The sequence below is a fragment of the Pseudomonas chlororaphis subsp. piscium genome, assembly GCF_003850345.1.
GTDB classification, from domain to species: Bacteria; Pseudomonadota; Gammaproteobacteria; order Pseudomonadales; family Pseudomonadaceae; genus Aquipseudomonas; species Aquipseudomonas piscium.
On sequence record NZ_CP027707.1, the window covers coordinates 1,976,386 to 1,988,243 of the forward strand.

An 11,858-nucleotide genomic window follows, 5' to 3' on the forward strand; every position below is an offset into this window, starting at 1 on the left:
GCAAGTATTTGTACCTCCAAAGGCCCGATGAAGACTCCCCGTCTTCATAAGAGAGCCCATTAGCCTGAGTCGATCTGCTCCCGCAAGTCGTTGTACTCAACGGCAGATTGCTCGACCCCATAAACGGAAAATATGCGGGCGTGCCCATGATTACCCTGAAACTCAACGGTCAAGATCACCAACTGGATGTCACCGAGGACATGCCGCTGCTCTGGGCTATCCGCGACGTGGCGGGCTACAACGGCACCAAGTTCGGTTGCGGCATGGGCCTGTGCGGCGCATGCACCATCCATATCGACGGCTCCCCGGCGCGCAGTTGCATCACGCCGATCGGCTCGGTGGTCGGGCAGAACGTCAGCACCATCGACAACCTGCACAGCGACCCAGTCGGCAAAGTCGTGCAGCAGGCCTGGCTGGACAGCGCGGTGGCCCAGTGCGGCTACTGCCAGGGCGGGCAGATCATGTCGGCCACCGCCTTGCTTAAGGTCAACCCCAACCCCAGTGACGAACAGATCGAAGCCGCCATGGTCGGCAACATCTGCCGTTGCGGCACCTACAACCGGATCAAGACCGCCATCCGCCAGGCATCCACCCACCTGAAGGAGGCCAAGGCATGAGCCAGTTGCCGAATGATTTTGCCTTGAGCAACCTCAGCCGCCGCGGTTTCCTCAAAGGCGTCGGTGCCACCGGTGCGCTGGTGCTGGCGGCCAGTTGGGGCTGGCAGGATGCCTTTGCCGAAGAGAAGAAGTTCGGTGCCGATGGCATGCCCAACGGTTGGGTCGACGACCCCAAGGTGTACGTGAGCATCGCCGCCGATGGCAGCGTGACCGTGCTTTGCAACCGTTCGGAAATGGGCCAGGGCGTGCGTACCAGCCTGAGCATGGTGGTCGCCGACGAACTGGAGGCCGACTGGGCGCTGGTGACGGTCAAGCAGGCGCCGGGCGACGAGGCGCTTTTCGGTAACCAGGACACCGACGGCTCGCGCAGCATGCGCCATTGGTACGAGCCGATGCGACGCTGCGGCGCGGCCGCCCGGACCATGCTCGAGCAGGCGGCGGCAGAGCAGTGGAAAGTCCCACTGGCCGAGTGCCGGGCCCAGTTGCATAAAGTGGTCCACCAGCCGAGCGGCCGCGAACTGGGCTACGGTGCCCTGGCCGCCGCGGCGAGCGCCCTGGCGGTGCCGGCTCGCGATAGTCTGCGCCTGAAGCAGCCGAGCGAATTCCGTTACATCGGTAAGGAGGGTACCCGCGCCATCGACGGTGCGGACATCGTCAACGGTCAGGCGGTCTATGGTGCCGACGTGCATTTCGACGGCATGCTCTTCGCTACCGTCGCGCGCCCACGGGTCTATGGCGGCAAGGTCAAATCCTTCGATGGCAGTGCGGCGCTGAAGGTCCCGGGCGTGATCAAGGTGGTGCAGATCGACAGCCGTCCGCTGCCTTCCGAGTTCCAGCCGCTGGGTGGCGTGGCGGTGATCGCCAGCAATACCTGGGCGGCGATCAAGGGTCGCGAGGCGCTGAAGATCGAATGGGACGATGGCGTCAACGCCGGCTACGACTCGATTGCCTACCGCAAGGAGCTGGAAGCCGCGGCGCTCAAGCCGGGCAAGGTGGTGCGCAGCACCGGCAACATCGATGAAGCCATGAGCAGCGCCGACAGCAGCCTGGAGGCCTCCTACTACCTGCCGCACCTGGCGCAGGCGCCGATGGAGCCAATGGTCGCCGTGGCGCGCTTCAAGGATGGCCAGTGCGAAGCCTGGGCCCCGAGCCAGGCGCCACAGGTGACCCGCGAACGTATCGCCGAGCGCCTGGGCATTCCCTTCGACAAGGTGACGGTCAACATCACCCTGCTCGGCGGTGGCTTCGGCCGTAAATCCAAGCCCGACTTCATCATCGAGGCGGCAATCCTTGCCAAGGAAGTGCCGGGCAAGGCGGTGCGGGTGCAATGGACCCGCGAAGACGACATTCACAACTCCTACTTCCACACCGTGTCGGCGGAATACCTCAAGGCCAGCCTGAACAAGGACGGCATGCCGTCCGGCTGGTTGCATCGCACCGTGGCGCCGAGCATCACTGCGCTGTTCGCTCCGGGCATGAACCATGAGGCCGCCTTTGAGCTGGGCATGGGCTTTACCAACCTGGCCTATGCGATTCCCAATGTGCGCCTGGAAAACCCCGAGGCCGCCGCGCATACCCGGGTTGGCTGGTATCGCTCGGTGTCGAACATCCCCCATGGTTTCGCCATCCAGAGCTTTGTCGACGAGCTGGCGCACAATGCGGGCCAGGACCCATTGAAGTACCAGCTCAAACTGCTGGGGCCGGATCGCCGGATCGATTCACGGACCCTGAGCGAAGAGTGGAACTACGGTGAGTCGCCGGAGCGTTACCCGATCGACACCGCTCGCATGCGCGGCGTGCTGGAGACGGCCGCCAAGGCCGCGGGCTGGGGGCGCAGCCTGCCCAAGGGCCGCGGCCTGGGGCTGGCGGTGCACTACAGCTTCGTCACCTACGTGGCGGCGGTGATCGAGGTCGAGGTCAAGGACGACGGCACCCTGATCGTGCACAAGGCCGATATCGCCGTGGACTGCGGTCCGCAGATCAATCCCGAGCGTATCCGCTCGCAGTTCGAGGGCGCCTGTGTGATGGGCCTGGGCAATGCGGTGGTGGGCGAGATCAGCTTCAAGGACGGCAAGGTCCAGCAGGACAACTTCCATATGTATGAAGTGGCGCGCATGTCCCTGGCGCCGAAGGAAGTCGCCGTGCACCTGGTGACGCCGCCGGGCGATGTGCCGTTGGGCGGTGTCGGTGAGCCGGGCGTGCCGCCGATCGCGCCGGCCCTGTGCAATGCGATCTTTGCAGCCACCGGCAAGCGCATCCGCAACCTGCCAGTGCGTTACCAGCTGCAAGGCTGGCAACAAGCGGGCAAGGCCTGATGGACAGCGTCGACCTGAATGTCCTGCGCAGCGTGCTCGAATGGCGCCGCGCGGGGCAGGGCGTGACCTTGTACAGCGTGGTCCAGACCTGGGGCAGCGCGCCACGGCCGCCAGGGGCCATGCTGGCCTTGCGCGAAGACGGCATGGTGATCGGCTCGGTCTCGGGCGGTTGTATCGAGGACGACCTGATCGCCCGTCTGCACGATGGCCGCCTGCCTCAGGACGGGCCGCCGGTGCAGTGGGTGACCTATGGCGTGACCCGTGAGGAGGCCGCGCGTTTTGGCCTGCCTTGCGGCGGCACCCTGCGCCTGACCGAAGAGCGGGTTGGCGATCCGGCCTGGGTCGCCGAGCTGCTGGCCCGTTGCGAGGCCCATGAGATTGTCGCCCGGGAATTGAACCTGGGCAGCGGCGAAGTGCTGCTGAAACCGGCCAGCAAGACCGACGTGCTGAGCTTCGATGAGACGACCCTGCGGGCGATCTATGGCCCGCGCTGGCGGTTGTTGCTGATCGGCGCCGGGCAGTTGTCGCGGTATGTGGCGGAAATGGCGCGGCTGCTGGATTTCGAAGTGCTGATCTGCGATCCGCGCAAGGAGTTCGTGTACGGCTGGGAAGAGCAGCACGGGCGTTTTGTGCCGGGGATGCCGGACGATGCGGTGCTGAGCATAGAGACCGACGAGCGCACCGCTATTGTCGCGCTGACCCATGATCCCAGGCTGGATGACATGGCGCTGTTGACCGCACTCAATTCCCGGGCGTTTTACGTCGGGGCGCTGGGCTCTCGGGTCAACAGTCAGAAACGTCGGGAGAATCTGGCCCAGCTGGGGCTGGAGCCGCAGGCCATCGAGCGCCTGCACGGGCCCATCGGCCTGCATATCGGCAGCCATACGCCAGCGGAAATTGCCTTGTCGGTGATGTCGGAGATCGTCGCCATCAAGAACGGCATCGACCTGCTGCAGAAAAAGCCGTCTCAAGTCACTGCGCAGGTGAGCGCTTGAGTCAGTCGCTGTGCGTGGTGGTCTTGGCCGCAGGGCAGGGCAGTCGTTATCGGCAGGCGGCTGGGGCCGAGCAGGACAAGTTGCTGGCTCCATGCCAGGGGCGAGACGCCGTGGTCAGGCCGGTAATCGAACAGGTCTTGAAGAACTTGCCCGCGCTGTTGGCCCGAAGAGTCCTGGTGGCAACACCGGATCGCCCTGAAGTGATTGCCCTGGCTGAAGCCTATGGTTGCCAAGTGGTGCTTCTGGACTCGCCGGGCATGGGCGACAGCCTCGCGACCGCTGTCGGGGCCTGTGCCGATGCCAGTGGCTGGCTGGTGGTGCTCGGGGATATGCCCTTTATCCTGCCGTCGAGTATCGAGAGTGTGGCGCGGGGGTTGGGCGAGCAGATGATCCGGGTACCTGTGCATGACGGTGCCTATGGTCATCCGGTGGCTTTTGGCGCGGCCTTTGGGCAGGCGTTGCAGGGCCTGTCCGGGGATCGAGGAGCCAGGCCGCTGTTTGCCGCGGGGCAGGTTGTCGAGGTGCCGCTGGCGGATGCGGGCGTGTTGTGGGATGTGGATATGCCGCAGGCGTTGGTTTTTACCGGTTGAGATCGCTGTGCTCGTTCTTGCAGCGAACATGATGATCGAAGAATCGCAGGCATAAAAAAGCCCCGCCTGGGTGACTAGGCGGGGCTTTTTATCGGGCTAGGAATCAGACGAGAGGTTTAGGCTCGTGCTCTTCTTCCAGGGCCTTGGGCTTGTGCTCTACCACTTCTTCGACGGAGCGCGGGGCTTCGTCGGCGGCAGGGGCAGGTTGCTCGATGGCTGGCTCGGCAGCAGGAGCTGCCTCGACCACCTCGGCAACCACCGGCGCAGGCTCGGCAGCCACTACGGCTTCTACCGGAGCTTCAGCGGCGGCAGCGGCAGCCAGTTCGGCTTCCTTCTGCAGACGCTCGGCTTCGCGCTTGCGACGACGCACTTCACGCGGGTCGTTTGGCGCGCGACCGGTGCTGGTCAGGGCGCTGACCGGTACGGCCTCGACAGCTGGCGCAGCCACTTCGGCGGCAGGTGCTTCAACTGGTGCTGCCGGTGCGGCAACCACAGGCTCGGCGGCTACAGTTTCAGCAGCTACGGGTTCAACAGCTACAGGTTCAGCAGCCACGACTGCTTCAGCCACAACTTCTGCGACTGGTGCAGGCGCTTCGGCAACGATCGCCTCGGCGGCGCGCTCGAAGGCACGAGGTGCTTCCTGAGCTGGCTCTGCTGCTGGTGCTTCAGCGACTGGTGCTTCGACCACAGGCTCGGCAACTACTGCAGGTTGTTCTGCAACAACTGCAGGTTCCGCGGCCTGTTCTTCGCGCTGTTCTTCACTGGCCTGGGCGACTTCAACAGCAGGTGCTGCTGGGATCTCTACCGCAGTGGTGGCCTCGACTACCGGTGCTTCGACGGTCGGTGCGGCTTCCTGGGTAGCGGCGGTCGCACGTTCGGCCTGCTCGTGAGCCTGGGCTTCGGCCGGGGCGCTGATCAGGGTGCTGGCAACGGCGGCGGTGACCGCCAGGCCTGCGGCCAGATCGGCGCTGCTTGGCTCTTCGCTGTTTTCTTCCGAACCTTCGATCACATTGCCGTTGGCGTCACGCTGGCGCTCACGACGGTTGCTGCGACGACGCTGGCCACGGGAGCGGCGGCGTGGACGATCGCCCTCGGCGTTCTCCTGACCCTCTTCCTGCAGTTGTTCTTCGTTCGGCAGCAGCTCTTCTTCAGCTACGGCAGCGGCCTGTTCGGCACGAGGTTGGCGCTCTTCACGCGGTGGGCGAGGTTGACGCTCTTCGCGTGGCTGGCGAGCCGGGCGCTCTTCAGCGGTAGCGGCAGGAGCGGCGTCCAGCGGTTCGCGCAGTTCACGCACACGCTCTTCACGCTCGCCACGTGGCTTGCGGTCTTCGCGTAGTGGGCGTGGTTGACGCTCTTCCCGTGGCGGACGCGGCGCGCGCTCTTCGCGAGCGGTGGCCTGGACTTCCTCGCGAGCCTCGCGGACTTCACGTGGCTGACGCTCTTCGCGGGCTTCGCGCGGTGCGCGCTCTTCACGAGGGGCGCGTTCTTCGCGTGGCTTGCGCTCTTCGTCGCGGCGACCGTTACGGTTGCGGCTCTGCTGACGACCGTTGCGGCGTTCTTCGTTGCGCGCAGGACGCTCGGTGGCCGGTTTTTCAACCACGACCGGAGCGGCTGGCTCTTCCTTGGTGGCGAACAGGCTGACCAGGGACTTCACCAGGCCCTTGAACAGGCTTGGCTCGGCAACGGCGGCCGGAGCGGCAACAGGAGCAGCGGCAACTTCGGTTGGAACCGGTGCGTTGGCGCGGGCTGGAGCGGTCTTGACGGCGGCTTCCTGGCGAACCAGGGTGCGGGTCGCGGCGGCTGGCTGGACTTCTTCGGCTTCGGCAGCGGCAGCGGCGATTTCGTAGCTGGACTGGCTGATGCTGGCTTCCGGGCTGTCATCGCGCAGACGCTGGACTTCGAAGTGCGGCGTTTCGAGATGGTCGTTCGGCAGAATGACGATACGAGCACGGGTGCGCAGTTCGATCTTGGTGATCGAGTTGCGTTTTTCGTTGAGCAGGAAGGCCGCGACTGGAATCGGCACTTGGGCGCGAACTTCGGCAGTGCGGTCTTTCAGGGCTTCTTCTTCGATCAGGCGCAGGATCGCCAGCGACAGCGATTCGACGTCGCGGATGATGCCGGTGCCGTTGCAGCGAGGGCAGACGATGCCGCTGCTTTCGCCGAGGGATGGACGCAGGCGCTGACGGGACATTTCCAGCAGGCCGAAGCGCGAGATGCGACCGACCTGGACGCGTGCGCGGTCAGCTTCCAGGCATTCGCGGACTTTCTCTTCCACGGCACGCTGGTTCTTGGCCGGGGTCATGTCGATGAAGTCGATGACGATCAGGCCGCCGATGTCACGCAGGCGCAGCTGGCGAGCGATTTCTTCCGCTGCTTCCAGGTTGGTCTGCAGGGCGGTTTCTTCGATGTCGCTGCCTTTGGTGGCGCGGGCCGAGTTGATGTCGATGGACACCAGGGCTTCGGTTGGGTCGATGACGATGGAGCCGCCGGAAGGCAGTTCGACGACGCGCTGGAAGGCGGTTTCGATCTGGCTTTCGATCTGGAAACGGTTGAACAGCGGAACGCTGTCTTCGTACAGCTTGATCTTGCTGGCGTACTGCGGCATCACCTGGCGGATGAAGGTCAGGGCTTCGTCCTGGGCTTCAACGCTGTCGATCAGCACTTCGCCGATGTCCTGGCGCAGGTAGTCGCGGATGGCGCGGATGATCACGTTGCTTTCCTGGTAGATCAGGAAAGGCGCTGCGCGGTCCAGCGAGGCTTCTTTGATGGCGGTCCAGAGTTGCAGCAGGTAGTCGAGGTCCCACTGCATTTCTTCGCTGCTGCGGCCCAGGCCGGCAGTGCGCACGATCAGGCCCATGTCGGCAGGGGCTACCAGGCCGTTCAGGGCTTCGCGCAGTTCGTTGCGCTCTTCGCCTTCGATGCGACGGGAGATGCCGCCGGCACGCGGGTTGTTCGGCATCAGCACCAGGTAACGGCCGGCCAGGCTGATGAAGGTGGTCAGGGCGGCGCCCTTGTTGCCACGTTCTTCTTTTTCGACCTGAACGATGACTTCCTGGCCTTCGCTCAGGACGTCCTTGATATTGACGCGACCTTCGGGGGCTTTCTTGAAGTATTCGCGGGAGATTTCTTTGAGGGGCAGGAAGCCGTGGCGCTCAGAGCCGAAATCGACAAAGGCAGCCTCGAGGCTTGGTTCGATGCGAGTGATACGGCCTTTATAGATGTTGGCCTTCTTCTGCTCGCGTGCACCGGATTCGATGTCCAGGTCGTAGAGGCGTTGGCCATCTACCAGTGCAACACGCAACTCTTCGGGTTGAGTTGCGTTAATCAGCATTCTTTTCATGTAGTACCGTCGGTTTCCGGGCTGCCGGAAACGGCGTTCGGCACACACGACTTCTCACGGTCGGTGTCAGGTGCGTCAGGAGCGGTTGGCCGCTCCAGTGTCTAGCGAGACTCGACCAGTTGGGACGAACTCGCGACTCACGCGTCCTGCTTGCTGGGGTGACAAAAGGCACCTCTTAAGCAAAAGCTCAATCAGGAGGAGGAATCAACCGGCGACTGTGGACGAGATGAAGCGTCTTGATAAAGCCTAATGCTACACAGTCCGACGGTTGTGCATCTCCACCCTACACGTATCCCTGATAATTCGGGTGCTGCCGCGCGCAGAATCCGCAGCGGGTTGGCATTTACCGTGAGCTCCGAAAGGGGAGCTCACGCATCATGGCTAATTTAGGCGGTGTTTCCGAAGCGCTCGCTCGGGTTCGTTCGTAGCTGACTGCACTTTGTGAACTGGCCGTGAATATTTGCTCGAAAGGCGAGTGGGAACTCTGCTTTTCGGCGTGCTTCAGGCCTCATGTCACCTGCGCTTGTTACAACTGCAAAACTCCACCGTTCGTAGCGAAAGCCCCGTAGGATGGCCTCGCATCCTGGTGAATTGCGTTGGTCAGGGCCGGCTGTTGGCCGTTGGTCCGCTGTCCAGGCCGCTTTTGGCGGCGTTCGCGACTATAGCAGTAATCATTAAGTGCTTCAATTCCATAAAAAATTGTTATCATTTGCGCCATGACGACTACTGCCCCCTCGACCCCAGGCGTTCAACTGCTTGAGGTCTCGCCGGAATATGCCGGCCAACGAATCGACAATTTCCTCCTCGCTCGGCTCAAAGGCGTGCCCAAGACCTTGATTTACCGCATTTTGCGCAAAGGCGAAGTGCGAGTGAACAAGGGCCGGATCAAGCCCGAATACAAGCTGCAGGCGGGCGATATCGTGCGCGTGCCGCCGGTGCGTGTGCCGGAGCGTGACGAACCTGTGCCGGTGGCGCAGGGGCTGTTGCAGCGCCTGGAGGCTTCGATTGTCTATGAAGACAAAGCCCTGATCGTGATCAACAAGCCCGCTGGCATTGCCGTGCATGGCGGCAGTGGTCTGAATTTCGGGGTGATTGAAGCCTTTCGTCAGTTGCGCCCGGACGCCAAGGAGCTGGAGCTGGTTCACCGTCTCGACCGCGATACTTCCGGCCTGCTGATGATCGCCAAGAAGCGCAGCATGCTGCGCCATCTACATGAAGCCTTGCGCGGCGATGGTGTCGACAAGCGCTACATGGCGTTGGTGCGCGGCAACTGGGCGACCTCGATCAAGCAGGTCCGCGCGCCGTTGCTCAAGAGCAACCTGCGTTCCGGCGAGCGCATGGTCGAAGTGAACGAAGAGGGCAAGGAGGCCTTGACCGTATTCAAGGTGCTGCGCCGTTTCGGTGACTTCGCCACCATGGTCGAAGCCAAGCCGGTGACCGGTCGTACCCACCAGATTCGTGTGCATACCTTGCATGCCGGGCATTGCATTGCTGGCGACAGCAAGTACGGCGATGACGATTTCACCAAGGAAATTCGTGACCTGGGCGGTAAGCGTCTGTTTCTGCATGCCTACATGCTGACCGTGCCGCTGCCCGATGGTGGCGAGCTGAAATTGCAGGCGCCGGTGGATGAAATGTGGGCCAAGACTGTGGAGCGCCTGAGTGCACCCTGATTACAAGCTGCTGATCTTCGACTGGGACGGCACCCTGGCCGACTCCATTGGTCGGATAGTCGAGGCCATGCATGTGGCCTCCGATCGCTCGGGGTTTGCCCGGTGCGATGATTTCGCGGTCAAGGGCATCATCGGCCTGGGATTGCCGGAGGCGATCCGTACGCTGTATCCGCACATCAGCGATGCCGAGCTGGTGGATTTCCGCCAGCACTATGCCGATCACTACATCGCTCTCGAGGCTGAGCCTTCTCCGTTGTTTGCCGGGGTGGTGCAGTCTCTCGAAGCTTTCCGGCGCGAGGGATATCATCTGGCGGTAGCGACCGGCAAGGCGCGTCGTGGCCTGGATCGAGTGTTGAAGGCTCATGGCTGGGAAGATTATTTCGACATCACCCGCGCTGCCGACGAAACCGCGAGCAAGCCTCATCCGTTGATGCTCGAGCAGATCCTGGCACATTGCGAGGTGCGCCCCGAGCAGGCGTTGATGGTCGGGGATTCCTCCTTCGACCTGCTGATGGCGCGCAACGCAGGCATGGCATCGGTTGCGGTCAGTTATGGCGCGCAATCGCTGGAGGCCTTGCAGGCTTACGAGCCACGCCTGTCTATCGATAGTTTTCCTCAATTGCATGCCTGGCTCAGCCAGCGGGGCAATTGAGTCTTTTGGGGTAAAGGCATGAGCGACGAATGGAAAGCACCGAGCAAATCGGCTGCCGACAGTGCTGACGACAAGAGCTGGAAACTGTTGGAAAAAACCCTGCTGGCCGGTGTGCAAGAGCAGCGGCGTTCACGGCGCTGGGGGATTTTCTTCAAGTTTCTGACCTTTGTTTATCTGCTTGTGGCCCTGGCGCTGTTTACGCCGTTGATGGATATGGAAAAAACCGCTACCCGCGGTGCCGGTTACACGGCGCTGATCGAGGTGACGGGCATGATCGCGGACAAGGAGTCGGCGAGCGCCGACAACATCGTGACCGGCTTGCGTGCGGCTTTCGAGGATTCGAAAGTCAAGGGCATTGTGCTGCGTATCAACAGTCCTGGCGGTAGCCCGGTGCAATCGGGTTATGTCTATGACGAAATCCGTCGCCTGCGTGGTCTGCATCCGGATACCAAGGTCTATGCGGTGATTTCCGATCTGGGGGCTTCCGGCGCCTACTACATTGCCAGCGCTGCTGACCAGATTTATGCCGACAAGGCGAGCCTGGTGGGTTCCATCGGGGTTACGGCGGCCGGTTATGGTTTTGTCGGCGCCATGGAAAAGCTGGGTGTGGAGCGTCGTACCTACACCTCGGGTGAGCACAAGTCGTTCCTGGACCCGTTCCAGCCGCAGAAGCCCGAGGAAACCCAGTTCTGGCAGAGCGTGCTGGATACCACTCATCGCCAGTTCATCGCCAGCGTCAAGCAAGGGCGTGGCGAGCGTCTCAAGGACAAGGATCATCCGGAGCTGTTCTCCGGTCTGGTCTGGTCCGGCGAGCAGGCGCTGCAGCTGGGTTTGGTCGATGGTCTGGGGAATGCCAGCTCGGTTGCCCGGGATGTGGTCGGCGAGAAGGAGTTGGTGGATTTCACTGTTCAGGAGTCGCCTTTCGATCGCTTCTCGAGAAAGCTGGGTGCCAGTGTTGCCGAGCATCTGGCTATGTGGATGGGCTTTCAGGGGCCGACACTGCGCTGATTGCGCTGCATCAAAAAAAGCCGGCCTTGTGGCCGGCTTTTTTATGGGTGGGCAGTCAGGGGATTTCCACGCCTTCGGCGAGCAGCATGTCTACCAGGCGGATCAGTGGCAGGCCGATCAGGCTGCTGGCGTCGCTGCCCTCGGTGCTGCGGAACAGGCTAATGCCCAGGCCCTCGGCCTTGAAGCTGCCGGCGCAGTCATAAGGCTGTTCGGCGTGCAGGTAGCGCTCGATGCGGGCGGGGTTCAACTCACGCATGTGTACGGTGAAAGGGATGCACTCGACCTGGCAGCGGCCGCTCTTGCTGTTGAGCAGGGCCAGGCCGGTGAGAAAAGTCACGCTGGCGCCGCTGGCGGCGAGCAACTGTTCGCGCGCCTTTTCGAAAGTGTGGGGCTTGCCGATAATGCGCTCGCCGAGCACCGCGACCTGGTCCGAGCCAATGATCAGGTGTCCTGGGTGGGTGGCGGCCAGCGCTCGGGCTTTCTCTTCGGCGAGGCGCTTGACCAGCTCGGTGGCGGATTCCCCGGGGCGGTGGCTCTCGTCGATATCCGGTGAGCTGCAGGTGAATGGCAGGCGCAGGCGGGTGAGCAATTCGCGACGGTAGGCCGAGCTTGAGGCAAGTAATAAAGGCAGCATGCGCATCTCCTGAGGCTGGCCGCGAATTCTAGCG

At 62.8% G+C, this 11,858-nt stretch carries 9 protein-coding genes; 7 read left to right on the forward strand and 2 right to left on the reverse strand.

The window, feature by feature from the left end; translation table 11 throughout:
• Positions 1 to 146: 146 nt before the first annotated feature.
• From C4K38_RS09030 to C4K38_RS09045, 4 genes are read left to right on the forward strand one after another with little or no spacing between them, the layout of a single operon-like run.
• Positions 147 to 617, forward strand: a complete 471-nt coding sequence (locus tag C4K38_RS09030) for a (2Fe-2S)-binding protein (protein WP_016702177.1) — start codon at positions 147 to 149, stop codon at positions 615 to 617.
• Positions 614 to 2,932, forward strand: a complete 2,319-nt coding sequence (locus C4K38_RS09035) for a xanthine dehydrogenase family protein molybdopterin-binding subunit (protein ID WP_053278055.1) — start codon at positions 614 to 616, stop codon at positions 2,930 to 2,932. Before C4K38_RS09030 ends, C4K38_RS09035 begins: the two co-directional genes overlap by 4 nt.
• Positions 2,932 to 3,927, forward strand: coding sequence for an XdhC family protein (locus tag C4K38_RS09040; protein WP_053278056.1), 996 nt, complete (start codon positions 2,932 to 2,934; stop codon positions 3,925 to 3,927). Before C4K38_RS09035 ends, C4K38_RS09040 begins: the two co-directional genes overlap by 1 nt.
• A complete protein-coding gene (locus tag C4K38_RS09045; protein WP_053278057.1) occupies positions 3,924 to 4,517 on the forward strand; it encodes a nucleotidyltransferase family protein in 594 nt (197 codons plus the stop codon). The genes C4K38_RS09040 and C4K38_RS09045 overlap by 4 nt, the downstream gene beginning before the upstream one ends.
• A 103-nt stretch (positions 4,518 to 4,620) precedes the next feature.
• On the opposite strand, the gene rne is transcribed toward C4K38_RS09045, so the two are convergent.
• A complete protein-coding gene (gene rne / locus C4K38_RS09050; RefSeq protein ID WP_053278058.1) occupies positions 4,621 to 7,857 on the reverse strand; it encodes a ribonuclease E in 3,237 nt (1,078 codons plus the stop codon).
• Between the two features lie 716 nt (positions 7,858 to 8,573).
• On the opposite strand from rne, the gene rluC reads away from it, so the two are divergent.
• From rluC to sppA, 3 genes are read left to right on the forward strand one after another with little or no spacing between them, the layout of a single operon-like run.
• On the forward strand, positions 8,574 to 9,530 hold the full coding sequence (gene rluC, locus C4K38_RS09055; RefSeq protein ID WP_007928042.1) for a 23S rRNA pseudouridine(955/2504/2580) synthase RluC: 957 nt from the start codon (positions 8,574 to 8,576) through the stop codon (positions 9,528 to 9,530).
• The gene (locus C4K38_RS09060; protein WP_025804343.1) at positions 9,520 to 10,182 is read left to right on the forward strand and encodes an HAD-IA family hydrolase; all 663 of its coding nucleotides are present in this window, start codon (positions 9,520 to 9,522) and stop codon (positions 10,180 to 10,182) included. Before rluC ends, C4K38_RS09060 begins: the two co-directional genes overlap by 11 nt.
• An 18-nt stretch (positions 10,183 to 10,200) precedes the next feature.
• Positions 10,201 to 11,190 (forward strand): signal peptide peptidase SppA, encoded by a 990-nt coding sequence (gene sppA, locus C4K38_RS09065; protein ID WP_053278059.1) that lies wholly within the window; start codon positions 10,201 to 10,203, stop codon positions 11,188 to 11,190.
• Between the two features lie 55 nt (positions 11,191 to 11,245).
• Here sppA and C4K38_RS09070 read toward each other — a convergent pair whose 3' ends face one another.
• On the reverse strand, positions 11,246 to 11,824 hold the full coding sequence (locus tag C4K38_RS09070) for a Maf family protein (RefSeq protein WP_053278060.1): 579 nt from the start codon (positions 11,822 to 11,824) through the stop codon (positions 11,246 to 11,248).
• Between the last annotated feature and the right edge of the window lie 34 nt (positions 11,825 to 11,858).

Excerpts from the sequence above, each read along its gene's own strand:
- C4K38_RS09030 (WP_016702177.1), top strand. The coding sequence starts at position 147 with ATGATTACCCTGAAACTCAACGGTCAAGATCACCAACTGGATGTCACC.
- C4K38_RS09035 (WP_053278055.1), top strand. The coding sequence starts at position 614 with ATGAGCCAGTTGCCGAATGATTTTGCCTTGAGCAACCTCAGCCGCCGC.
- C4K38_RS09040 (WP_053278056.1), top strand. The coding sequence starts at position 2,932 with ATGGACAGCGTCGACCTGAATGTCCTGCGCAGCGTGCTCGAATGGCGC.
- rne (WP_053278058.1), bottom strand. The coding sequence starts at position 7,857 with ATGAAAAGAATGCTGATTAACGCAACTCAACCCGAAGAGTTGCGTGTT.
- rluC (WP_007928042.1), top strand. The coding sequence starts at position 8,574 with ATGACGACTACTGCCCCCTCGACCCCAGGCGTTCAACTGCTTGAGGTC.
- sppA (WP_053278059.1), top strand. The coding sequence starts at position 10,201 with ATGAGCGACGAATGGAAAGCACCGAGCAAATCGGCTGCCGACAGTGCT.
- C4K38_RS09070 (WP_053278060.1), bottom strand. The coding sequence starts at position 11,824 with ATGCTGCCTTTATTACTTGCCTCAAGCTCGGCCTACCGTCGCGAATTG.